This is a genomic window from Tsuneonella suprasediminis (genome assembly GCF_003605755.1).
In the GTDB taxonomy this organism is placed as follows: domain Bacteria; phylum Pseudomonadota; class Alphaproteobacteria; order Sphingomonadales; family Sphingomonadaceae; genus Tsuneonella; species Tsuneonella suprasediminis.
This window is the reverse complement of record NZ_RAHJ01000008.1, coordinates 53,363-77,231: the sequence shown is the minus strand read 5'-3', so window position 1 is coordinate 77,231 and position 23,869 is coordinate 53,363. Positions and strand designations below refer to the sequence as shown.

At 59.7% G+C, this 23,869-nt stretch carries 24 protein-coding genes; 10 read left to right on the top strand and 14 right to left on the bottom strand.

The window, feature by feature from the left end; genetic code table 11:
* Positions 1-126: 126 nt before the first annotated feature.
* The 7 genes from istB to D6858_RS02590 form a co-directional block, all read right to left on the bottom strand.
* Positions 127-894, bottom strand: coding sequence for an IS21-like element helper ATPase IstB (gene istB / locus D6858_RS02620; RefSeq protein ID WP_048578302.1), 768 nt, complete (start codon positions 892-894; stop codon positions 127-129).
* Positions 891-2,381, bottom strand: a complete 1,491-nt coding sequence (gene istA / locus D6858_RS02615) for an IS21 family transposase (RefSeq protein ID WP_081261070.1) — start codon at positions 2,379-2,381, stop codon at positions 891-893. Before istA ends, istB begins: the two co-directional genes overlap by 4 nt.
* Positions 2,382-2,501: 120 nt before the next feature.
* Positions 2,502-2,819, bottom strand: a complete 318-nt coding sequence (locus D6858_RS16040) for a DUF3141 domain-containing protein (RefSeq protein WP_240623655.1) — start codon at positions 2,817-2,819, stop codon at positions 2,502-2,504.
* 257 nt (positions 2,820-3,076) lie between these two features.
* Complete coding sequence (gene ppk2 / locus D6858_RS02605; protein WP_067737981.1) at positions 3,077-3,886, bottom strand: polyphosphate kinase 2; 810 nt, start codon at positions 3,884-3,886, stop codon at positions 3,077-3,079.
* Between the two features lie 51 nt (positions 3,887-3,937).
* Positions 3,938-4,951: a phospholipase D-like domain-containing protein gene (locus D6858_RS02600; RefSeq protein ID WP_133305224.1), complete on the bottom strand. Its 1,014-nt coding sequence runs from the start codon at positions 4,949-4,951 to the stop codon at positions 3,938-3,940.
* 168 nt (positions 4,952-5,119) lie between these two features.
* Complete coding sequence (locus D6858_RS02595; protein ID WP_120106915.1) at positions 5,120-5,542, bottom strand: hypothetical protein; 423 nt, start codon at positions 5,540-5,542, stop codon at positions 5,120-5,122.
* A 55-nt stretch (positions 5,543-5,597) separates the two neighbouring features.
* Entirely contained in the window at positions 5,598-5,804 is a 207-nt protein-coding gene (locus D6858_RS02590; RefSeq protein ID WP_205664857.1) for an SHOCT domain-containing protein, read from the bottom strand.
* A gap of 242 nt (positions 5,805-6,046) precedes the next feature.
* On the opposite strand from D6858_RS02590, the gene D6858_RS02585 reads away from it, so the two are divergent.
* From D6858_RS02585 to D6858_RS02575, 3 genes are read left to right on the top strand one after another with little or no spacing between them, the layout of a single operon-like run.
* Positions 6,047-6,400 (top strand): YHS domain-containing protein, encoded by a 354-nt coding sequence (locus D6858_RS02585; RefSeq protein WP_120106912.1) that lies wholly within the window; start codon positions 6,047-6,049, stop codon positions 6,398-6,400.
* Positions 6,390-6,680 (top strand): DUF5676 family membrane protein, encoded by a 291-nt coding sequence (locus D6858_RS02580; protein ID WP_120106910.1) that lies wholly within the window; start codon positions 6,390-6,392, stop codon positions 6,678-6,680. The genes D6858_RS02585 and D6858_RS02580 overlap by 11 nt, the downstream gene beginning before the upstream one ends.
* Positions 6,681-6,692: 12 nt before the next feature.
* The gene (locus D6858_RS02575) at positions 6,693-7,826 is read left to right on the top strand and encodes an NAD(P)/FAD-dependent oxidoreductase (RefSeq protein WP_120106907.1); all 1,134 of its coding nucleotides are present in this window, start codon (positions 6,693-6,695) and stop codon (positions 7,824-7,826) included.
* 89 nt (positions 7,827-7,915) lie between these two features.
* Here the strand turns inward: D6858_RS02575 and D6858_RS02570 are convergent, their stop codons facing one another.
* Positions 7,916-8,797 (bottom strand): Crp/Fnr family transcriptional regulator, encoded by an 882-nt coding sequence (locus tag D6858_RS02570; protein WP_120106905.1) that lies wholly within the window; start codon positions 8,795-8,797, stop codon positions 7,916-7,918.
* 320 nt (positions 8,798-9,117) lie between these two features.
* On the opposite strand from D6858_RS02570, the gene D6858_RS02565 reads away from it, so the two are divergent.
* From D6858_RS02565 to D6858_RS02545, 5 genes are all read left to right on the top strand, one after another.
* The gene (locus tag D6858_RS02565) at positions 9,118-9,435 is read left to right on the top strand and encodes a NifB/NifX family molybdenum-iron cluster-binding protein (protein WP_133305223.1); all 318 of its coding nucleotides are present in this window, start codon (positions 9,118-9,120) and stop codon (positions 9,433-9,435) included.
* Between the two features lie 220 nt (positions 9,436-9,655).
* Positions 9,656-9,985 (top strand): hypothetical protein, encoded by a 330-nt coding sequence (locus D6858_RS02560; protein WP_120106901.1) that lies wholly within the window; start codon positions 9,656-9,658, stop codon positions 9,983-9,985.
* Between the two features lie 142 nt (positions 9,986-10,127).
* Positions 10,128-11,525 carry a porin gene (locus tag D6858_RS02555; protein ID WP_120106899.1) on the top strand — a complete coding sequence of 466 codons (1,398 nt, stop codon included), beginning with the start codon at positions 10,128-10,130 and terminating at the stop codon, positions 11,523-11,525.
* 11 nt (positions 11,526-11,536) lie between these two features.
* The gene (locus D6858_RS02550; protein ID WP_120106897.1) at positions 11,537-11,830 is read left to right on the top strand and encodes a cytochrome c; all 294 of its coding nucleotides are present in this window, start codon (positions 11,537-11,539) and stop codon (positions 11,828-11,830) included.
* A gap of 53 nt (positions 11,831-11,883) precedes the next feature.
* Complete coding sequence (locus D6858_RS02545) at positions 11,884-12,273, top strand: c-type cytochrome (protein ID WP_165859611.1); 390 nt, start codon at positions 11,884-11,886, stop codon at positions 12,271-12,273.
* A gap of 85 nt (positions 12,274-12,358) precedes the next feature.
* On the opposite strand, the gene D6858_RS02540 is transcribed toward D6858_RS02545, so the two are convergent.
* The 6 genes from D6858_RS02540 to D6858_RS02515 all read right to left on the bottom strand — a co-directional run bounded on the left by D6858_RS02540 (position 12,359) and on the right by D6858_RS02515 (position 20,129).
* Entirely contained in the window at positions 12,359-13,042 is a 684-nt protein-coding gene (locus tag D6858_RS02540) for a DUF6629 family protein (protein WP_120106893.1), read from the bottom strand.
* 45 nt (positions 13,043-13,087) lie between these two features.
* Positions 13,088-13,726: a c-type cytochrome gene (locus tag D6858_RS16190; RefSeq protein ID WP_165859610.1), complete on the bottom strand. Its 639-nt coding sequence runs from the start codon at positions 13,724-13,726 to the stop codon at positions 13,088-13,090.
* A 220-nt stretch (positions 13,727-13,946) separates the two neighbouring features.
* Positions 13,947-16,310: a copper-transporting P-type ATPase gene (locus D6858_RS02530; protein WP_205664856.1), complete on the bottom strand. Its 2,364-nt coding sequence runs from the start codon at positions 16,308-16,310 to the stop codon at positions 13,947-13,949.
* Positions 16,307-17,242: a ribose-phosphate diphosphokinase gene (locus tag D6858_RS02525; protein WP_067737187.1), complete on the bottom strand. Its 936-nt coding sequence runs from the start codon at positions 17,240-17,242 to the stop codon at positions 16,307-16,309. The genes D6858_RS02530 and D6858_RS02525 overlap by 4 nt, the downstream gene beginning before the upstream one ends.
* Positions 17,239-18,747: a thymidine phosphorylase family protein gene (locus tag D6858_RS02520; protein WP_067737184.1), complete on the bottom strand. Its 1,509-nt coding sequence runs from the start codon at positions 18,745-18,747 to the stop codon at positions 17,239-17,241. Before D6858_RS02520 ends, D6858_RS02525 begins: the two co-directional genes overlap by 4 nt.
* Positions 18,747-20,129 (bottom strand): MBL fold metallo-hydrolase RNA specificity domain-containing protein, encoded by a 1,383-nt coding sequence (locus D6858_RS02515; protein ID WP_067737181.1) that lies wholly within the window; start codon positions 20,127-20,129, stop codon positions 18,747-18,749. The genes D6858_RS02520 and D6858_RS02515 overlap by 1 nt, the downstream gene beginning before the upstream one ends.
* Before the next feature lie 512 nt (positions 20,130-20,641).
* On the opposite strand from D6858_RS02515, the gene ftsH reads away from it, so the two are divergent.
* Both ftsH and D6858_RS02505 read left to right on the top strand, forming a co-directional pair.
* Positions 20,642-22,585, top strand: a complete 1,944-nt coding sequence (gene ftsH, locus D6858_RS02510; RefSeq protein WP_120106891.1) for an ATP-dependent zinc metalloprotease FtsH — start codon at positions 20,642-20,644, stop codon at positions 22,583-22,585.
* Positions 22,569-23,867, top strand: coding sequence for an SAM-dependent methyltransferase (locus tag D6858_RS02505; protein WP_084385052.1), 1,299 nt, complete (start codon positions 22,569-22,571; stop codon positions 23,865-23,867). Before ftsH ends, D6858_RS02505 begins: the two co-directional genes overlap by 17 nt.
* Positions 23,868-23,869: the final 2 nt, after the last annotated feature.

Sequence of the window (23,869 nt, the reverse complement as noted above, 5' to 3'; positions counted from 1 at the left end):
TGTCAACGGCGGCGTAAAAGTCGTCCATTGGGCGGAGCAAAACCAGGCCACTTGATCCGGGTGTTGGCGAGCGCCGGGAGGGCGTAGCCCGAGCGGGGGTCGCCAACACCCGGATTGCCGTTTCTGTCAGGGGTTGGGACGTGCTTTGCGTGCCTGGCTCTGGGCCAGGCGATAGCTCTCGCCGTTCATCTCGAGGATGCTGACGTGGTGGGTGAGCCGGTCGAGGAGCGCGCCTGTCAGGCGCTCGGAACCGAACGTCTCGGTCCATTCGTCGAACGGCAGGTTGCTGGTGATCAGCGTCGAGCCGCGTTCGTAGCGCTGTGAGATCAGCTCGAACAGCAGTTCCGCGCCGGTTTTGGAGAGGGGCACGAACCCCAGCTCATCGATGATGAGAAGCTTATAGCCGGTCATCTGCTTGTGTAAGCGCAGTAGGCGGCGTTCGTCGCGTGCCTCCATCATCTCGCTGACCAGCGCGGAAGCAGTGATGAACCCGACCGTCAGGCCCTTCTGGCAGGCCGCCAGGCCAAGACCGATCGCGACATGGGTCTTGCCGGTCCCCGACGGGCCAAGGGCGATGACGTTCTCGCGACGGGTAATCCAGTCACAACGCGCCAGTTCGAGCACCTGCATCTTGTTGAGCTTCGGAATGGCGGCAAAGTCGAAGCTGTCGAGGCTCTTGGCGGCCGGGAACCGCGCGGCCTTGATCCGGCGCTCGACCATCCGGCGTTCCCGGTCGATCAGTTCCAGTTCGACAAGCCGAGCAAGGTAGCGGACATGATCTACGCCCTCTGCTGCGCATTGCCGGGCCAGCTTGTCATGCTCGCGCAGGAAGGTTGGCAGCTTGAGCGTCTTGAGGTGGCTGGCGAGCAGCAGTTCGGGAGCTTGGCTGCTCATGCCGCTGCTCCGCCGGTCAACAGCCGCATGTACGAGCGCGCCGATGTTGTCTCCACTCTGGCCCTGGGCAGGTAGGGATAGATCGCCATGTCCAGTCGGGGCGGGCGGCGCTCCACCCGGCATAACAGGAGATGCTTCACCGCATCGAAGCCGATCGCGCCCATATCAAGGGCCTGCTTCACCGCGCCATGCAGATCGGCCAGAGCGAAGCTCTCCAGCAGGCGCAGTACCTGCACATATTCGCGCCGGCCATGCTTGCCCATGCGCGTCTCCATCAGCCGGCGCAGCGTTGTAAATACCTCGGGCAGGTCCCAGCCCTGCAATGGTGCGGCCTGATCGAGGGCATTGATCTTCTGTTCGATCAGGGGAAGGTAATGGATCGGATCGAAGATCACATCCTCGCGCTCGTAGCTGCGCACATGGCGGGCAATGATCTCGCCCCGGCAACCGATCACCACCTCGTCGACATAGCCCCTGATCCACACCTCCTGGTGGCCGAAGCGCACCGGCACCGAGTAATCGTTGGTCCGGTAACGCACCAGCGCCTGCGATGAGACCTGGCCGCTGGTCTGGTCACAGGCCTCGAAGGGGGAAGCCGGCAGTTCCTGCATCGCCGCCAGATCGCGCCGCAGCCTCTCGCCAATCGTCTCACTCTCGCCCCGCAGCCGGTCGTTCTGCCGTTTGCGGCATTGCTCCTCGAGCCACAGGTTGAACGCCTCCCATGTCGGGAACCGGGGGATCGGCACCATGAAGTTGCGCCGGCAATAGCCGACAAGGCCTTCAACGCCGCCCTTATCGTTACCCTTGCCGGGGCGGCCGTAACGATCACGGATCAGGTAGTGCGACAGGAAGGCGCTGAACAGCCTCGCGCGCAGCCGCGTCCCGTCAGGCAGGATCTTCGAGACCAGGCAGCGGTCGTTGTCGTAGACGATCGACAGCGGCACCGCGCCGAAGAACGCAAAGGCGTGGACATGGCCGTCCATCCAGGCCTCGGCAACGGCAGCCGGATAGGCGCGTACGTAGCAGGCGTCGCTGTGCGGCAGATCGAGCACGAAGAAGTGCGCCTTCTGCTCCACCCCGCCGATCTCGACCAGAGCTTCTCCAAAATCTGCCTGCCCATGGCCGGGTGCGTGTGCCAGCGGCACGAACATCTCCCGGCTGCGCTGATCCCGATCCCGGATGTAATCCTTGATGATCGTGTAGCCTCCGGTGAAGCCATGCTCTTCGCGAAGGCGATCGAACACACGCTTCGCCGTATGGCGCTGCTTGCGCGGGACCGACCGGTCCCCATCCAGCCAGCCGTCGATGATCGGTATGAACGCTTCCAGCTTCGGTCGCCGCACCGGGGCGCTGCGACGGTAACCGGGCGGCTCGGAATACGACAGCATCTTGCGGACCGTGTCGCGCGATATGTTGAAATGCTTCGCTGCCGCCCGGGCGCTCATGCCGCCCGCGCAGGCAAGACGAACCTTCAGGTAAAGTTCCACGGTGTAAATCCCTCATCCCTCCTCGCCAGCATCGCGAAAAGGGAAAAAGTGGACGACTTTTACGCCGCCCGCAGCAGCACTTCGCCGCCGCTACCGTGGTCTAATTTTGCACCGCCGTTCTCAAAAGCGGCGGGCGTCGAGCAGTACTTCATAATCGAAGTCCAGCAGCGGGGGTTTGCCAGCACGCTCATGCGCGATCATATTGTCGGCACGCTGGCGCAAGGTGTCCCAGAAAAGGATTGAGCGCTCAAACAGATCTCGCTGATAGTTCCACGTTTGGCGGACCATCATCATGAAGTCCATCTGGTCAGGATGATGCGACACTTCACTGTTTTTATAAGCAGTCGCTGAAACCTGATCTTCGTCCGGCGCGGAGGCCTTTCCCGATTCTGTTGACTGTCGCGATGATCTGTCGGCGATCGACCTTACCACTTCCATCACATGACCCTTGGTAGTGGATAGGGTATCCGGAGCCGCGGGCGGAGCCTGGCGCGCGCCTCAAAGATATCCGACGCATTGTTCGGCTTCGTCGATGGCGCACCAGCCACTCGCATTGGCGTGTCACCCGGTTGCTGCGATGCACAAGATAGTCAAAACGAAACGCAAGGTTCTTAACGCAAATCAAACTCTGGTGGAATGTCGCCTGCCGAGGCGAGCACGGTCCAGACAAAATATTCGCCGGGCAATGGTTTACTTCAGCGCGCCAACGTTCCGTCGGACGCAAAGCGTGACTCATATGGAAACACGATCTCTCGGTCGGGCGTGGCCGCATGTTCATCCTTATCCGGACATTCCACGCGTCTCATGAGATCCCGGATGATGTTTAACCTTGCGAGTTTCTTGTTGTCCGCGCGGACGATGTACCAGGGCGTGACTGCATTGTGCGTCCCTTCCAGCATCGCATCGCGCGCGGCCGTGTAGTCATCCCAGTGCTTGATCGCGACCGCATCGATCGGGCTGGTCTTCCACTGCTTGAGCGGATCGGTTTTGCGGTCACGCAAGCGCTTGCGCTGCTCCTTTTTCGAAACATCGAGATAGTATTTGAACACCTGGATGCCGGAGCGAACCAGCAGGTGCTCGAAGTCAATGACCGTTGCCATGAACTCATGATATTGATCGCCAGAGCAAAAACCCATCACACGCTCCACACCGGCGCGATTGTACCAACTTCGGTTCAGCAGGACCATTTCCTGAGACGACGGCAGGTGTGAAACGTACCGTTGAAAATACCAGGAACTGACATCCTTTTCCGATGGCTTCCCAAGGGCGACCACCCGTGTATCGCGGGGACTGAGATGCTGGACAATCCGCTTGATCGCACCGTCCTTTCCTGCGGCATCCCGGCCTTCGAATAACACCAGAACCTTGTGGTCGAACTTGATGAGGTGCCGTTGAAACTTGACGAGTTCGATCTGCAATTCCCGAAGCCGCTGCTTGTAATGCTCGATATCGCTGGGGGTCAGCGCAGGATCACCTTGCTCGGGTCTCTCTTTGTTGTGGGCCATGATTACTCCTTCCGTAGTGTAATTCGGGCCTGTCGTCTGCTTCAACGCACATCACAGGAAGCGGCGAACCACCCACCCCAAGAATTCTTGAATTCTTGATGTATAGGGCCTGGAGCGCCAGACCCTTTCCTCCACAATCCTGGAATCAGAAATGTTGATTTCGAACATGTTCGCGAGTTCATCACATATGATTTCCGACGAGCAAATTAATGCCAAGTCGTAATTCAAGAAGAAGCTGCGATAATCGAAATTCGCCGTACCTATCGAGCTCCAGTTGCTATCGACAAGGATCGTCTTGGCATGGAGAAATTGGGGGGAATATTCGTAAATTTTAACACCGGCACGCAACAGATTCTCGTAGAGCATTCGAGCGGCCCATTGTGTAATCCGGATATCGCTCTTGGCAGGCACGAGAAGGCGGACATCAACCCCTCGTTGAGCGGCACTAATCAATCGACGTTGCGTGCCGCTGTCGGGTACGAAATAGGGAGTAGTCAGCCAAATTCTGCTGACAGCATGACGCAAGCGGCCATTGAGCAAGCAGCGCAGTCTGTACCTGCATCGAATGCCGTAATTCGACATCAGGAGGTAGGCGCCGAACCATTCGTCCTCGACGCGGTCTCGCCCGAAGGCATGTCGGGATTCGAACAGCCTCGCCGCGCGCCGTGCGATCGGTCCAGACAGGCGTATGTGCAGATCGCGCCATCGGCCTTTGCCGCTGTATCGCAGCGAACTCTCCTCGCCTATGTTGAACCCTCCAACATAGGTTATACCATCGTCGATCACGAGCAACTTGCTGTGGTCGCGACGCTGATAGCGCCAAGGTTGCCGCCAGTTCCAAGTTTGGGCCCAACAAACCGAGACTCCCGCGTTTCGAAGGACGGTCACGGCGGATTGCGAAAAGACTCGTCCCGATCCCAGAGCATCAAGGCTCAACTTGACTTCAACACCACGCTCGGCCGCCTGCAGGAGAGCATGGATAATTTGACTGCCGACATGGTCCTCCTTGAATATGTACATTTCAAGCAAGATCCGACGCCGAGCTTTCCCGATGTCAGCGTTCATCGCCTCGAACAGGTCGTCTCCCTCCGTGAAGATCGTATGATCCTCGACATCGGGCTCTCTATTCTCCAAGGCGGCCTTCGCATCGAACGCAAATCATTATGTCGCTAGAACCTGCCGAAGGTATCGGTTGAGCGAACAATCGCCTTATGCCGTCGACAAGTTCAACGATCATTTCGCTGGCTGGCCTTGCATCATGCTCTGCTGATCGAGCATCTGCTCCATCATTTGCTGCATCATGTCCATGCGAGCCTGCATTCGGCCCATCATCGCGGAATTGTCGCCCGAGCTGCCGCCGCCCATCTTCATCCCTCTCATACCGTTCATACCGCTCATTTTGTCCATCCCACCCATCATCTGGTGCATGGACTGCATCTGTTCCTTCATGAGTTGCATGTGCTCGTGCATCAGCTGCATGCGCTCGCTTCCTTGGGCATCCTTCGCCTGTGCCATCAGGGCTTGCATGCGCTCGAAGCGCTGGGCCATCTGCTGCGAGTCAGCGCTTTGCGCGGCCTGGGGCGCAGGCTCGGCGAGCGCGACCGGTGCTGCTGCGACCAATAGAGCTGCCAGCGGGGTGAGATAGAGCTTGTTCATGTCATTCTCCTCAAGAGATTGGGCAACATTTCGATTGAACAGGGCCAATGTGGGATCATTCGCTCAGATCTTTTCGGCGTTCATCGAATTCTTCTTTGCTGATCTCGCCCTTGGCATAACGCTCTTCAAGGATTTGGCGCGCACGTGACCGGGTTCCTCCGCGCGTCACCTGGCGAAGAAGGAGGACCGCGAGCACAATAACTACGCTCCAGAACAGGAGCATTCCGAATCCGCCGAACATTCCATAGCCCCAGTTCATCATGAGCTTGCTTCCTCCAATGCGCATCCAGTGTGCGCAAGAACTGCTTTTGCCGTGCCACTTCGGGCCAGGGTGCGATCACCAGCGTCCGATGACGATATCCTGGTTTCGGCTATCATCTTTAATCTCCATCAAGGTTTGAGGCTCTCATCGATGCGACAAGCACTGAGACGCTGCGCAAAGACCCCGACACACAGAGTTCGAGAGGAAACCGCCATTCGCAGCAGCATCAGGAGGTGCGACCGATGGACACCCTGTTGTACTTTCTCGTTTTCGGAGCGCTATTCTTCTTCATGATGCGCTTTGGCTGCGGAGCCCATGTGACAGGGCATGGACATGGTCATGGGCATCACATGCACGGGGATGGCGGTGAGCATGGCCCAAGCCACCACTCGCCCGCCTGGCAGCCCCCGCCGCAGGGTACGGACCCCGTCTGCGGCATGACGGTGAATCCGGGCGAGGCCAAATCGAGCGTGTTCGATGGTTCGGTTTACTACTTCTGCTCGGAAAAGTGCCGGCTGAAGTTCGAAGACGATCCTGTGCCATATCTGCAGGGCGGACCTGCCGATCAAGCCATGGAGAATTCAAATGGCGGCTGAACCTTCCCCCACCGGAACTGCGAGAACTGTCCCCGTTCTCGCGCTGGGCATGGCCCTTTCGCTGTTCCTCGTTATCTCATACCTGCTTTGCATCGCTTTATACTTCCTGTCACCCGGCATGGTCGAAGGTCACGCGATGCTGGCACTGTTCCTGCCCGGCTTCAAGCTGCTGACGTTGCCCAGCTTCATCCTCGGCCTTGTTGAAAGCTTCGGGTATGGCTGGTTCATTGCCCTGGTCTTTGGGCCGATCTACAATTTCTTTGTCGTGCGCTGGCCTTAACGGCAGCTTACCGTGACGGGAGAGACGACCATTGTCGGCGCGGGGCCGGCAGGCCTTGCCTGCGCCATCGCCCTAGCACGGGCCGGCCGCTCCGTGGTGGTTCGGGAATGGCATGATCGTGTCGGTGCGCGATTTCACAACGACTATCAGGGATTGGAAAATTGGAGTCGCGATGAGGACGTGCTGCACGAGCTCAAGCAGGCCGGAATCGATACAGACTTTGAAAAAGTAGCCGTGTCGGCAGGGACCGCGTTCGATGCAAAGGGCCGCCGCTACGGCCTGAGAAGCGAACAGCCCCTTTATTATCTGGTCCGACGTGGTTCCGGCCAGGGGACACTTGACCGCGCCTTGCTCGAACAGGCCATCGCACTTGGCGTCGAAGTTCGATTCGATGACAGGGTACGAGAGGCAAGGGAAGCCGACATCCTGGCGACAGGACCGAGAACTGCGGACGCAATTGCTGCAGGCTATGTGTTCGAGACGGATATGGCCGAAGGAAGCTGGCTTGCACTTGATGATGACCTGGCTCCGTCCGGCTACGCATACCTTTTGGTCTATGGCGGCAGAGGGACAGTCGCCAGTTGCATGTTCAGAGGGTTTCGCGAGGAAGCCCAGCATGTTGCCCGAACGGTGAAATTCTTTCGCGATCGCGCCGGTCTCGTGATGAGCAACCCCAAGACGTTTGGCGGCTATGGAAATTTTCGATTTCCGTACACGGCGCAGCAGGGCGGTCGCCCCGTCATCGGAGAGCAAGGAGGCTTTCAGGATCCTTTGGCCGGCTTCGGGATGCTCTACGCTTTGCGATCGGGCATACTTGCCGCCCAGAGCGTCATTACGGGCGCGCGCTATTCCGATCTATGGCAGCAGTCTCTCGGCCCCCTCATGAAAGCAGGAGCGGTCAACAGATACCTGTTCAATCTGGGCGGGGACGCGCTTCGCTGTCTTGCCCTGTCGAGGCTTGAGCATCGTGATGCGCGGATTGGGTTGCAGCGAGCCTATCGTCCATCGCTGATCAGTGCCTTGCTGTTTCCCTTCATCAAAACGCGCATAGGCGTTTCATTGGAGGATCCGAGTTGCAGCCATGAGAACTGCGATTGTGTCTGGTGCCGATCCGTCGCCCAAGGAAACGCACCAACCTGCTGCTGAGGCTGAGCCATTGACCGCAGTGGGTGTCTGAGAGCCTCAATTCCCGAGGGTGCGCGCCAAATCAACTGCGAGAACCGGAACGAAGCCGTTCAAATCACCGCGGGCGATCGCTTTGTTTCGTGTGCGATGGACAAAGCCCTATTCGCTCCGGCTTGATCCTTTTGCAGAGTGGCGTTGCAGCCTCCGGCAATGCTGTCGCCTGGGTCATCCGTTTGCCGACAGGAATTCATCCAGTTGACCAAGAGGTCCGGATCGGTCTCCGCAACTTCCATGAGTTTGTCGGGATTCAGGATGCTGAGGCGCCGATAGTGAAGCTCGACAATCCCTTCCGAACGCAAGTCGCGCAGCACCCGGTTTACATGAACGCTGCTCAGACCCACTGCGTCTCCCACATGTTCTTGGGTCAACGGCAGATGCATGTCATTGATCTGCTCGCCCGGCCATTGCGCCCGGCAGCGAACAAACAGTTCCAGAATGAGGTGGGCGACGCGCTGATGTGCGGAATGCCGGCCCACGCTCGTCAAATGATCATAGGCCAGACTACGATCACGGGCAGTGAGCCAGGCGAGACGCAATCCAAGATCAGGAAGTTGCCGACACAGCTCGATCAACGCCGAATGCCGGATCGCACAGACGGTCGCCTCTGTGAGGGCCTGGACGCCATAGCTCGCCCTTGCACCCGCCACGGACTGAAAGCCGATTACCGCACCAGGCAAAATGAAATCCAGTATCTGTCGGCGTCCGTCTTCAAGAAGCGCATAGCGAAAGGCCCAACCACTGGTGAGATTGTAAATGGAATCGCAGGGCTGGCCGATGGGTAATATCTCCTGTTCCGGCTTGAACCGGCGATCGCCCGATCTACGTCGCTGCAGCAGCGAAAAATCGGCTCCGGCGATATCGCTGCAAAGGCCGTCACGCCGCGCCAGGCAGGTCCGGCACTGGTCCGGTAGAGATTTGGCGTTTCGCAGCATACCCAGCCTCCGTGAAATCACGCCCGCTTCATCAAATTTAACACATTCTCTTCAAGGCCGAAAACTCGGTGGTCACCTTGACGTAGGTCAATGCCGTTATTTCAATGTGGTGGGCATTTGCGAATACGTAGTTCCCGCAATCAAGATTCCTCTTGTGGCGCAATAATTTGATCGCTGTTCTCTTGCAGCCGGGATAAGCCTTGATACGCCAAGAGCGCGACGAAAATGTTTGATCCAGTTCATAGTTTCGCCAGGCTCGGAGTTCCAAATTTCCACCCGTGAGCAAGTCGAATCACATATCGTCATCCAAGGAGGGCATCGTGGACGGCATTACTGCGGTGACCGTCATGCGCAGCGGCGCCGACTATATGCTGTGTCCGTTTTTCGGGAAGTGCGATGGGCTTTTGACAGTCTCGACCGGGACTATTGCCGTCCGCTTCATACCAAACCCTTTGCGTAGCGCGGAACGCCTGTCCGACCTGATTATCGACGCTGGGGTGTCACGCGTCATCTGCGGGTTCGTGCCGGCGTCTGAGCAACAACGGCTTGAGGCGGCGGGCGTTGACGTGCGTCTCGGCTCTTGCACTTGCGGAGTAGATCAATTGATCGTCGATTTCGCCGATCTGCCCAAGGCTTGAAGGCTGGTTTTCCCGGCCAGCCTGTTGGCTGCGCTGCACTCTCGAACATCATGGTCGATCCGAGCAATGCGAACGCTTCATTTCCCCAGGGGATAGTTGATGAAATTCTTTGAGGGCTGATCCGCTCGCGAACGTATCTGTTCCGGGGAGCGCTGAATTCCGGCGCGGTGAGAACGATTGACCAAACACTCATGAATTTCGATGTTCAACAGGATCGGCGATGAGTTCTGGCGGGACCGAAGATGGCATGTCCCAAGAGGGCATCACACCGTTCCTACGTGTCCTGCGGCTGATCCTGCACTCCTTCCTGCGCCAGCGAATGGCATGGCCGGGCCAACGCCCCGAGGACATGGACATTGCTTTTGACATAGAGGCCATGGCCGGTACGGTCGGACTTTCCACTGGAGATATGGCAGCCGCGCTTGACCAATTGACCGGTGGCGGACTGATCTTCTGGCAAAATGGCGTGCTTCGGGTCATGGACCCGGACGGTCTTGTCGATGCAGCAAGGGTCGATCCAGCTCAGCTCTCGGACTGGTTGTCGAACTGATGATATTACGAATTATCAATATCTTAATCGAAAATCTGCGAATTCTCTAACCTGAAGCAAGGATTCGCGTGCTCCACCTGCGAGATATTTTGGATCGCTGACATCTTCCGGGCAGTCAGCCTCAGGCAACGCAGGGGACGCTATGCGCATTTGGCCGCAGCAAACGGATAGAAGTCATTCCGATATCAGAGACGCTCGCAGCGCTCCGGCGGTCAAAGCCATAGGGCTCGCCTTTGCGGCATTCGGCTTGTCGCAGCCACTACCCGCCCTTGCCCAGACCCAACCCTCGATCGCCGATCTGGAAAGGCGCGTGGAAGCGCTCGAAGCGCAGGTCAGGCAGGCGGCACAAGCCGAACAGGAACTGCAAGCTCTCAAGGCTGAACTGGCTGAGGTCAAAGGCAGGACAGCGAAGGCGGAAAGCGATGCCTCGCAGGCCCAGAGCACAGCAAATCAGGCGCAAAGTGACGTGACGAGGGTTGCTGCGGTCAATCCTGCGCCGCCTGACGACAATTCGCTGATTCGGTTTCAACTCACCGGCTCGGTAGTCGCTGATTTTTCGGCGAACGACGCCCCCGGTTCGCACAGTTCCTTTGGTGAAGCCAAATTCCTGCCAATCTTCCTCGCGAGCTATGGGGACAGACTGCTGTTCGAGGGACATATGGAAGTGTCTTCGACGTCGGACGGTGAAACCGATACGTCGCTCGAATATGCCCAGTTGGACTTCCTCGTGAACAAATGGCTCACAGTCACCGCCGGCAAGTTTCTGACGCCCGTTGGCCAGTTCCAGCAATCGCTGCACACGCCCTGGATCAACAAGCTGCCAACGCGACCGGTCGGTTTCGTCGAAGACGGCGGTGATGAGCCATTGTCCGATATCGGCGTCATGGTTCGCGGCGGTTTTCCGGTAGGTTCCATGAAGGCTACCTATGCTGCCTTCGTCGGCAACGGGCCGCGCATGGGCGATGCTGGACCGGTTCTCGAAGGTTTCGGCGGTGACGACAATTCCGACAAGGCCTTCGGCGGCCGTGTGAGCATCTTTCCCATACCCCATCTCGAACTCGGCCTGTCCGGCATGCATGCACGGATCAAGGGTTTGGAGGCCGTGTCCGGCACGGTTTCCCAAGCAGACTATGCGCTGATCGGCGGCGATTTCGCATTCACGAAGGGCTATTGGGACATCCGCGGTGAATATATCCATTCGCGCCTTGATGCGATCGCCAGTGCCTTGACCCCGGATGATCTCCTGCCAACCGACATTCCCAGGACGACATGGAATAACTGGTATGTTCAGGCAGCCTATCGGCTCGCCGGGATTTTCGACAATCCGATCGTCGCAAAGATTGAGCCCGTCGTCCGTTACAGCCAGCTTCGCGTCAATGGCTTCTCCGACTTTCAGGAGAATGAGGAAAAGCGCTGGTCAGTTGGCCTGGACTATTGGTTCGCGCCCTCGCTCGTCGCCAAGATTGCTTACGAGAACAGCAATTTCCCGGAAGACCCGTCAGTCAACAGCTTTCATGCCCAGGTGGCATTCGGCTTCTGAAAGGGATCGCCATGAAGATTTCGCCACTTCCACTTGCCGCGCTGGTCCTCGCATTCAGTCTTGGGTTTTCCCAGCTTGCCCCTGCCCAGAGCGCCGATCGCAAGGCAGAGCCTGACCCCAGGCAATTTGCGCGCGGTGCCAAGGCCTGGGCAGACAATTGCGGACGGTGCCACAACATCCGCGATCCGAAGGAATATTCCGACAGAAGCTGGAACGTAATCGTCAAGCACATGCGCGTGCGCGCCAATATATCGGGTGATACCGCCGATGACATTGCCGCCTTCCTCAAGGCCAGCAATAATTGAGGCGATCCACCCCGAATCATGAAGCAATACCTCTGCTTTCGATGGAGAAGAAAATGATCCGTGCACACGCCTTGCGCCTATCTTCCGTCTGTATTGCCGTGACCGCAGCGCTCGCTTCGGTCGCGGCTGCGGCCGCTACGACGACGATATGCGGATTCTCCGGTGGCGATCCAGTGCACGGAAAGGTCGTATATGCGCAGACGTGCGTGGCATGTCACGGCGCCAATGGGCGCGGGACGATCCCGGGTGCGCCGGACTTCACGAAAAAGGGCGGCGTCCTGACCAAGCCGCATGCCGCACTGACCGATCACATCGAACGTGGCTACTCCAGCCCATCGTCACCAATCTCGATGCCGCCACGCGGCGGAAATCCCGGGCTCAGCGACCAGGACGTCAAGGATGTCCATGCCTACCTGCACCAGGCCTTTGGCTGCGGGAAATAGGGCCGGATCGAAGGGTGGCGGCTGAATGGGGCATCTATAAGGCCTGCCCCCTCGAACCCGCACCACGCGGATACGACGCGCGGGCTCAACAGCAGTCGGGATCGGCGCGAGCCTTTTCCCTCGCCAGGCGCGCCATCATCAACACCAAATAGATGGAAACGAGCCCGCCCAGAAAGCAGAACACGGAAATATAGGCGAACCGGAAGAACAGATAGGTCACGCCAAACGCCAGAAAGACAAGCAAGCCGAAAACTCTCACCTCCGGTCGCGTGGAGAGGATCGGTGGCAGGACGATCGACGCAAGGTATATGGCGTAGGTAACGTCGCGTGGCCAAATAAAATCAAATGTCTGCTTGCCCGAATACACGACCGCCTTTGGAAGGAAACTGACGGTCAGCCACCCCTCGTTCGCGAAATAGGGAAAGTACAAAGTGGCGCCCAGCATACCACCTATGATCGAGCCCAGAAGATAAAGGGGCCTCCAGCGGCAGGGCTCGACGAAGTAGGTGGCAAAAGGGATCCAGACCGGCCACGCAAGCCAGACGAAGAACATATAGGTGATCGAATAGTGCCGCATGGCCTCGTAATTGGCACCCGCACCCGAGACCCAGACCATCCCCTCGAAAAACTGCTGGAGACCGAACAGGACAGGTAGCGCACACAAGGGTACGTAGCGCCGGTCCGTCTTTGCCGCGAGGTAAAGGCTGACCCCTCCGCTCGGGATGAGAAGAGCTGAGGCGGTAAAACTCGCTTCGGCTGAAAAGCACATGTTCTTGCGTCGCCTCCCTTTCAGCCCTGAATTGCCAACCGCTCGTCAGCGCCGGGAAGACAGATAATCGGCCACGGCGCGCCTGTCGCCCTCGCTGAGCGATGCGGCGATCCGGCCCATAACTGTGCTAGGCCGCTGGCCACTGGCAAAATTGTCGAGTTGCGCAAGCAGATAGGCGGCATGCTGTCCATTCAATAGCGGCGCCGTGGCGGAACTGCTCGATCCCATCATGCCTCCCATTCCCATCATCCCGCCTCTGATCGAATTGTCGTGGCAAGAGGCGCATCCCGACATTGGTGCCGCGCTGGAATAGTAGACGTGCTCGCCGCGCGCCGCCAACCCGGCATCATTCGGGACATCCGGCTCGCGCGCCTCGCTGCTGTAATATTTGGCCAGATCGTCGATTTCCGCATCGGTCAGCGGCGCGGCAATGGCCGACATGACCGCTTGCTTCCGCTCGCCCGTCCGGAATGCCATTAGCTGCGCGTAAAGATAGTCGGGTCGTTGTCCAGCAAGCTTCGGAATCTGAGGACTTGCGCCGTTGCCGTCCGGGCCGTGGCAGGAGGCGCAGTGAGCCTGAGCGAGTTCATTGCCATGATCGCTGTCGCCTCCGAAGGTGCCGGCGTTCGCTCCCTCATTGCTTGCGCCCGGAGCAGGGTCGCACGAAACGAGGGACAGAGCCATGGTAAGGATTGTTATCCCGAGCAGTGTGCGTCGCATCGGAGACCTTCGTCCGCTTCCGTCCTGGCAAGTTTCAAGCCGGTCAGGTTCAGTTGCCATGTCCGTTCTCCACCCGTTGTCTCCTGCCGGCTTCGTTCCTGAACAAACTTTCAAACGCTCTGATATGCTTGGTCTCGATCCAATCCGGCACTCTTGACCCCATTTCGAGAGGTTGAGGCACCCGCTAGATCCGGGCGCTCCTCAACCGCAAGGAATTGGTGACGACCGACAGTGAGGACGCGCTCATGGCAAAGGCGGCAAACATCGGGCTGATGAGAATGCCGAAGAAGGGAAATAGCACTCCTGCCGCCACCGGCACACCTGCAGCATTGTAGATGAGGGCGAAGAACAGGTTCTGGCGGATGTTGCGCATGGTCGCGCGGGCCAGGCGGCGCGCGCGTACGATCCCGTCGAGATTGCCCTTGACCAGGGTAATGCCCGCACTCTCGATGGCGACGTCCGCGCCTGTACCCATGGCGATGCCGACATCGGCCTGTGCCAGAGCCGGCGCGTCGTTCACGCCGTCGCCCGCCATGGCGACCTTGCGGCCCTGCTGCTGGAGTTCACGGATGATCCGGGCCTTGTCTTCAGGCAGCACGTCTGCGCGGATTTCGTCGATACCCAGCCGGGCGGCAACAGCCTTCGCGGTACGCTCGTTGTCGCCTGTCGCCATGATGATGGTGAAGCCTAGCCCATGCAGCGCCTTGAGCGCGGCGGGCGCGCTCTCCTTGACCGGGTCCGCTACGCTGACCAGACCGGCGATGCTATCCTCCAGAATGACGAACATCACGGTTTCGCCGTCATCGCGACGGGCATTGGCCTTTTCCGCCAATTCAGTCGCCTGCATACCGAGGTCAGCAAGGAGCTTCATATTGCCGAGCGCCACGCGCTTGCCATCGACAACGCCCTTGACACCCTTTCCGGTTACGGCTTCGAAGTCGCTCGCCGATCCCAGCGCCACGCCGCGATCCTGAGTTCCCGCCACAATGGCCTCTGCCAGCGGATGTTCGGACCCTTTCTCGAGCGTGGCGGCAAGACGCAGCACATCGACCTCTTCATGGCCTGCCTCTGGCAGCACGGCCGTCAGCCGGGGTTTGCCTTCGGTCAGGGTGCCGGTCTTGTCGACGATCAATGTGTCGATCTTCTCGAAGCGCTCCAAAGCCTCTGCGTTCTTGATGAGCACGCCGGCCTGGGCACCGCGTCCGGTTGCCGTCATGATCGACATCGGCGTCGCAAGCCCCAGCGCGCAGGGGCAGGCAATGATGAGCACGGCGACCGCGGCAATGAGCGCATAGGAAAGCGCCGGCGCCGGTCCCCAGATAGCCCAGCCGATGAAGGCCAGCACGGCGACTCCGATCACGGCGGGCACGAACCAGCCGGCGACCTTGTCGGCATATTTCTGGATTGGCGCACGCGAACGCTGGGCGTTGGCGACCATTTCGACGATCTGCGAGAGCATCGTATCCGCTCCGACACGCGTGGCTTCGATCACCAGGCTACCCGTCCCATTGATCGTCGCACCCGTGACCGGGTCGCCGGCGACTTTCTCCACAGGAACAGGCTCCCCCGTGATCATGCTCTCGTCGATCGAGGAGCGGCCCTCGGTCACGACGCCATCGACCGGAACCTTATCGCCTGGGCGCACACGGAGCCGGTCACCGACCTTCACGTCCTCGAGCGGGATTTCCTCCTCACTGCCGTTGCTGCGAATGATACGGGCCGTCTTTGCGGCAAGGTCGAGCAGCGCGCGTATGGCCTTGCCGGTGCCTTCTCTTGCACGCAGTTCCATGACCTGTCCGAGCAGGACCAGCGTCACGATGACCGCCGCCGCTTCGAAATAGACACCGACGTGCCCCTCGGTGTCGCGGAAGCCTTCCGGAAAGATGCCGGGCGCCAGAACGGCCACGACGCTGAACAGCCATGATGCCAATACGCCCATGCCGATCAGCGAGAACATGTTCAGGTTCATCGTGCGGAACGAGTTCCAGCCGCGCACCAGGAATGGCCAGCCACACCACAGAACGACAGGGGTGCCCAGCGCGAACTCGATCCACAGCGTGGTGCGCTCGCCGAAGATTTCTCTGACACCGCTCAAGCCGACATAGGGCCCCATGGTCAGAACCAGCAAAGGCACGGTAAGAACCACGCCGATCCAGAAACGCCGGGTGAAATCGACCAGTTCCGGATTGGGACCTTCTTCGGCCACAGCGCCCGACTCAAGCTGCAGCCCCATGCCGCATATGGGACAGGAGCCGGGCTTCGTCTGCCGAACCTGCGGATGCATCGGGCAGGTGTAAACGGCGCCATGGTATCCTGTCGGCACGGTATCGTAGCGGGTGTCGCCTGGCTGGGACTTTGCCTGATGAGCGTCGTGATGGCAGTGCGAATGGCTGCCTTCCGTTCCGCTCCCTTCAGGCACCAGGTGCATTCCGCATTTCGGGCAATCGCCGGGTTCGACCTGCCGCACTTCGGGATGCATGGGACAGGTGTAGACCGTGCCGCCCTCGCTCGCTTTGCCGTGTTGATGATGGTGCGTGTGATCGTTCATCGTTTTACCTTGTCACTCGAACGGCTGGATGGAAACGTCGCCAATTCCGCGGACTGCAATTCATGGAATACCTGCGCCAATGCGCCCGCCAGCGAAATAGCGTTACTGGAGTGCGGGATCGAATCCGTCGTGACGACCCGCGCTGCGCCTGCCGCAAGAATATCGGCATAGGCGCTCCCGGCAAACACCGCGTGGATCACGACGCAGACCGGCGGTCTGGTTCCCGCTTCCGCCAATCGCTCGATCGCACGGACCAGGGTACGCCCCGATGAAGCGATGTCGTCGAGAATGACAGGCGTTCCGGCGAGGAGCGCTTCGCTGCGCGGCACGCTGACCTCGACGCTGCGATCGCCGCTGCGCCGCTTCTCAAGCACTTCAAACCGGCATCCTGCAAGTCCGGCCACTTCGGCAACCCATTGCCGGCTCTCGCTGTCAGGACCCAGCAGAACCGGATCCGAAACGTTCGCGGCGATCCATTGGGCCAGCAGCGGTGCTGTCACGACGCGACGTGCGGGTATCTGAAAGAGTTTGTCGAGCGACGGGATGCGGTGAAGATGCGGATCCACCGTCATCAGCCAGTCGAAACTCTCTTCAAGAAAGCAGGCAAATAAAGGTGCGCTCACCGCCTGTCCTTCGGCGAAGCGCCGATCCTGCCGCATGTAGGCAAGATAGGGTGCGACCAGCCCGACGCGGCTAGCTCCCAGTTCCCGTGCCGTTGCCGCCGCGAACCGAAGCGGCAAGGCAATCTGATCGGGACCATGCAGGGTCGCCAATATGGCGACATCTTGTCCCGCGACCTTTCCCGGCAGAGTGACGAGGCTCTCGCCGTCGGGAAAGCGATGATGATCGATCACCTGAAACTCGGCGCCCAGCAGCGCAGCAATCCGCTCACCCAACGGCGCCATTCCCGGAAATGCGAGGACAATGGTCATGCGGGATCGCCGATCTGGAAAGGAGATGGCCCTGACCGGGCATAGTCTTGTGCCCAGACCAGTTCGCCGGGTGTCTCCGCGTGGATCTCGTAGAGCGGCGTGCCCACTTCGATACTGTCGCCCGGCTGGACCAGCAGAAGGAGACCGGCCCGCTGGCGACCGGGCGCGCCGGCGAGCTTGGCGATCTTCGCAATACGGCGATTGTCGATCGCTGCCAGGCGCCCTGCACTCTGAGCGCATTCGAGCGAGCGATGCGGCGCAAGACCGGGCTCGCGAAAGCCGCCCTGCGCCTCGCAAATTGCCTGGAACTTGGTGGCTGCGGCTCCGTTGTGGAGCAGTTGCTCTGCCAGTGCCCGTCCGTGGCAGTCGTTCGAACGTGCAAGATCCAGGAGAGCGCCCGCCAGATCAAGGGACCGCGACCGCAGATCCTGCGGTGCGTCGGGTTCGCACTGCAGAACTTTGAGAAGGTCGCGCGCCTCGAGACTTGGACCAATGCCGCGCCCAACCGGGGCGGTTCCATCGCTACAGTGAATTCTCAGGGACAGTCCGATGGCATTACCCACGGCCAGCAAGCGGTCGGACAGCGCCTTGGCCGCTTCCGCCGACCGCACCTTCGCTGTGGGACCCACGGGCATGTCGATAATCACATGCGTCGATCCGGCCGATGCCTTCTTCGACAGCACACTGGCGGCAAGTTGGCCGTCGCTGTCGAAATCGAGTGGCCGTTCCACCCGGATCAGCAGATCGTCGGCCGGGCTAAGGTCGAGACTGCCGCCCCAGACCACGCATCCGCCTTCGGCATCGACAACGCGCCGCATGGCTGGAATGTCGAGGGCGACCGGCGCCAAGACCTCCATCGTGTCGGCGGTGCCCGCCGGAGAGGTTATGGCGCGGCTTGATGTCTTGGGAATGCGAAAGCCTGCTGCTGCAACGATAGCGACAACAATCGGGGTGGTACGATTGCCGGGCAGACCGCCAACGCAATGCTTGTCCAGCACCATGCCGCCGCCCCAGTCCAGCGTCTTGCCGGCCCGCTGCATTGCCCGCGTAAGTGCGATGGTTTCTTCAGTGTCCAGGCGGTCGCCGGCTCCAGCCGTGATGAATGCGGCGATGTCGAGATCGGAGAGGCGGTGGGCAACCGTGTCGGAGATGATCGCCTCGCAGGCGGCCAGGTCCAGGCGCTGCCCATAGACTTTTGCGCGTATGGCCGATGCCGACGCTGGCGGTTCCGGATGGGAGAAGATCCCCAACGCTCCCTCGCTCGCCGCAAGTGCTCTCCAGGCTGCTTCGCTGAGCGCGGCCGTGTCGTGGGCGAGCCAATCCGCGCCCGTCAATACATTCAGGGCAGCGATGATCGATCGACCGCCGAGCGCAATTTCCACTTGCGTGAGGGCCGAAAACCCCTCCGCCCGGCACAGGTGGCAGTCACTCCGCATGTAGACGACCGGCTGCCGGTACGTGTCGATGCCGGCACGGACCAGAGGAATGGAATGGACGGTCTCCATCAGCGCGGTCTCGCGAGGTTGATCCGTTCGAGATGCTCGGGCACGCGCACATTCCATCCCAGTTCATGGTCGATGCGGAAGCGCAACGCATCCGCGCTATCGGGCTCCCCGTGAGTGATGTAGGTCATTTCCGGCGCCGCCGCCTGCCCCATCCATGCCAGGAGTTCGTTGGCGTCGGCGTGCCCGGACATTCCCTCGATCTGGATCACCTCGGCCCGGATTTCGACGTCCTGACCGAAAAGCCGCAAGTGCCTCTCGCCCCTCGCCAGCACCGCGCCTCTCGTGCCTCCCGCCTGGAAGCCGCTGAGGACGATTGCGTTCTTGGGGTCCGGACCGAAACTTGCGACGTGATGGAGCACACGACCTCCAGCAAGCATACCGCTTGCCGAAATGATGATCATGGGGCCACTGCGCCGGTTGAGTTCCTTTGATTCCTCTACGGTGCGTACACGTTCGGCCAGGTTGAACATCGCCTTGCAGTCTTCCCAGCTCACATGGTGTTCATCATGGTGATGATGGTAGATTTCGGTCGCATCCGTCCCCATCGGTGTATTGAGATAGACCGGCACGTAGGGAATGGCGCCGCGCTTCCTAAGCTGGGCGATCTGCAGCATGACGCCCTGAACGCGCCCCACGGCGAATGCCGGAATGACAATTACGCCGCCACGCCCTGCGACCCTGTTTATGATCTCACCCAGTTCCGCCTCGGCATCGACATGAGGATGCACGCGATTTCCATAGGTGGACTCGCAGACAAGGATATCCGCTCCAGGGAACGGGCGAGGCCCGCGCATCAAGGGATCGGTATCGCGTCCGACGTCGCCGCTGAAATGCACGGTACGACCATTAACCGTCAGCTGGATCTGCGCTGCTCCCAGCAAATGCCCAACGGGAATGAACCGTGCCGAAATGCCCGGCCCCAGATCAACGTTCTTGTCAAAGTCCTTTGGCTCGAAGTGACCAAGCGCGCTTCTAGCATCCTCGAACGTATAGAGCGGCTTGGGATTTACATGCTTTGAATAGCCCTTGTGCAGGGCATAGCGGGCCTCCTCTTCCTGCAGATGGCCGCTGTCGGGAAGCAGCAGGTTGCACAGTTCTCCGGTGGCCCGGGTACAATGCACAATACCTCGAAAGCCGTTGCGGACCAAGGCTGGCAAATAGCCGGAATGGTCGAGATGCGCGTGCGTGAGCACGACGCAATCAATCGATTTGGGCGGAACGGGAAAAGGTTTCCAGTTGCGTTCCCGAAGCTGCTTGTACCCCTGAAACAACCCGCAATCGACGAGTATTCGCTTGCCATTGGCCTCGACCAGATATCGTGACCCGGTAACCGTCCCGGTCGCGCCCAGGAATCGGAGAGATGCGCTCGGCTGACTGTTCATGTATTTCTCTCCCGTTTACCCCATCCCGAAAGCGCATATGCGACCGTTGGTGGAGATGGAGTTGCGCCATTAGTCGAATGTCCGATGCCGCGATCGTCCAAGATCGTGGAGCCGAAACTCGCTATTTGCGATTTGCGTGTCATGCCAGAGATGCTGGCCCGTGCCACGCCCATGATCTTTAACGCGCATCAAGAACGGTGCCGGATACCGGCTTCCAGCCATGTGCATGCGCGACCGTCCAACCTGTTCCGGTCGCGCCCATTATCGGCGCCCCTCGTTCTTGCTTGGCGTCATCTGCAACAGGGCGTCCACAGGCAGGAGCAATTCTTGATGCAGGTTAACAAACCTGTGGCCAATCCACGCCATGATCATTGCGACCCGGCGGAGGACTGGCGTGAGGCTGGAAGCCCAGTCGCCTGAGTCCGGAAACGTGTAAAGCCGTAGCGTAATGACAGAATAATCGCCAATGGCTGGACACTCTCATCCGTGCTTGGCCGATCAGGATAACAAACATGGCTGAAAAGCAGGACCAGAAACCCAAGCACGATTTTCGTCTCGACCTGCTCTATTTCATCGTCGTGATTTCTGCCGTGCTCGTCATGCAGGACCTCTGGTCGGGATCTGGGCACATCAAGACGATCCCCTATAGCGAATATCGGCAACTCCTGGCGAAGGATGCCATTACCGACGTCGTGGTTGGCGAGACAACAATTACGGGGGCATACAAAAAGCCTGCCAAGGATGGCCCTCAGCACTTCACCACGGTGCGGGTCGATCCAGCCGTTGCCGGCGAACTTGAACGTCAGAAGGTCAAGTTCTCGGGGGAGCCGCCTCCAGGGATTCTTGAAAGCGTCGTTTCCTGGTTCCTGCCGATGATCGGCTTCATCCTGATCTGGATGTTCCTGTTCCGGCCGATGATGGGCGGCGGCATGAGCGGCGGTCTGATGGCGGTAGGGCGCAGCAAGGCCAGGGTATTCGGCGAACAGGACGTAGAGGTCCGCTTCTCCGACGTCGCCGGCGTTGACGAAGCCAAGGACGAACTCGCCGAAGTTGTCGGGTTCCTCAAGAATCCCGCTGCCTTTGGCCGGCTGGGCGCCCGGGTTCCAAAAGGTATCCTGCTGGTCGGACCTCCCGGCACCGGCAAGACGCTCCTTGCTCGCGCCGTTGCTGGGGAAGCCGGTGTTTCCTTCTTTTCCATCACCGGCTCGGAATTCGTGGAAATGTTCGTCGGCGTCGGGGCCTCCCGGGTCCGGGATCTTTTCTCGAACGCAAGAAAGCAGGCGCCGGCCATCATCTTTATCGACGAACTCGACGCGCTGGGCCGCGCCCGCGGAATCGACAACCCGATGGGTGGGCATGAGGAGAAAGAGCAGACCCTCAATCAGCTCCTGGCCGAAATGGATGGCTTCGACCCCAGTGTCGGCATAATCGTTCTGGCCGCGACAAACCGTCCCGAAATCCTGGATCCAGCACTAATGCGAGCCGGGCGCTTCGATCGTCAGGTCCTGGTCGACAGGCCGGATCGCGAAGGCCGAACGGCCATCCTCAAGGTGCACCTCACCAATATCCGAGCGGCTGCCAATCTCGACGTCGAGACGATAGCGGCCATGACTCCCGGATTTACCGGCGCTGACCTCGCCAACCTGGTCAACGAGGCGGCACTGGTGGCCACGAGACGCAATGCCATCGAGACCACGCTAAGCGACTTCACGCAAGCGGTCGAACGGATCGTGGCCGGCTCCGAAAAAAAGAGCCGCATCCTCGGCGCAAAGGAACGCGAGATCGTTGCCCATCACGAAATGGGGCATACTCTGGTTGCGCTGGCCCTTCCGGGGACCGATCCGGTGCAAAAGGTCTCGATCATTCCCCGAGGTCTGGGGGCGCTTGGCTACACGATGCAGCGCCCCATCGAGGATCGCTATCTGTTGAGTCAATCCGAGCTCAACAATCGCCTGGCGGTTCTGCTGGGCGGCCGGGCGTCCGAAGAACTGATATTCGCCGAGGCCTCGACCGGCGCGGCAGACGATCTGGCCCGAGCAACAGAGCTCGCGCGAAGCATGGTCGTGCGCTTCGGAATGACCAAGGAACTGGGGCAAGTCGCTTACGAAGCGGAACGCAGCGCCTTCCTCTCGGGTCAGGTCCAGGCCTGGCAGCCGCGTACTTATGCGGACGGCACAGCCGAAGCCATCGACCATGCCATACAGAAACTGGTCGAGCAGGCATTCCGGACAGCGAGAAGCATTCTGGAGGCCAACCGGCCAATTCTGGAATCGACAGCCAAAGAATTGCTGGCCCGTGAGACGCTCGACGCGGGCGAATTAGAGGAATTGACCCAGGAGCTTGTCCAGCCGCAGCCGCCGAGTGTCGCGGGACTGGCCGCTCCGATCACCAGGGATGGCGGCATCGAGAGGCAAACGGCGCATTTCAGGGGACAAGGCGATGGAGAAGTTGCTTGAGAGACTGCTGAGCAGAATCTTCACACGAGGTACGCTTGCAGTGACCACTGCCTCGGGTCATCGATTCACGGTTGGCGACCAAAGCGGAGAGGCGGTCGCGGTGCGCTTCACGAACTGGAAGGCGCAAGCGGGCGTCTTGTTCGATCCCGATCTGAAATTGGGGGAAGCCTACACCGAGGGATCCCTGGTCGTAGAACAAGGAACGATCGCCGATCTCCTCTCGCTCGCCTTGTCACAAGATCTTGGGCTGCGCCGACTCTGGTGGATGGCGTTGCCGTTCGCACCGCGCCACCTCTTGCGACGTCGACAGCAAGCGAACGGGCAAAAACGATCGAAGGAGAACGTGTCTCGTCACTACGATCTTGATGCCAGCCTTTACGATCTCTTTCTGGACACGGACCGGCAATATAGCTGCGGTCATTTCGAAAATGGCGACGAAGACCTGGAGGAGGCGCAGCTTGCCAAGAAGCGCCACATCGCCGCCAAGCTATTGATCGGGCCGAATGACCGGGTACTCGATATCGGCTGTGGCTGGGGCGGCTTGGCGCTCTATCTCGCGAAGACTTGCGACGCTCGGCACGTCACCGGGATCACGCTTTCGGAAGAGCAGTTAAAAATTGCCAGCCAAAGGGTGAGAGCCGACGCGCTGGATGACCAGGTCAACTTCGCTCTTTCCGACTATCGCAATCTCGTCGGGACATTCGACCGAATCGTGTCGGTGGGTATGTTCGAACATGTCGGCGTCGATCACTACGACACATTCTTCCGCAAGTGCGCCAATCTGCTCCGCGAAAAGGGCGTGATGGTACTGCACGCGATTGGCCGCTCGGATCCTCCAGGCATCACCAATCCCTGGATCGCAAAGCATATCTTCCCCGGCGGCTACATTCCCGCGCTCTCCGAGGTCTTCCCTGCGATCGAACGTGCCGGGCTTCTGGTCACCGACGTTGAAATCCTGCGCCTGCATTACGCCGACACTTTGCGTCATTGGCGAACGCGCTTTCTCGAGCGCCGCGAAGCGGCGGCGAGGCTCTACGACGAGCGCTTTGTGCGCTTGTGGGAATATTATCTAGCCGCATCCGAAATGGCGTTCCGCAAACAAAGCATGATGGTGTTTCAACTACAATTGGCCAAGCGCCAGGACATCGTGCCGCGCACGAGAAGCTATATCGCGCGCGAAGAGGCGCGACTACGTCATCTGGAACAAGGGCCGATCATGGCGAATCCCGAATACCCCGGCGTCTCCTACGATCTTCGAACGAGAGTAATGGAAAGGAATTGAAC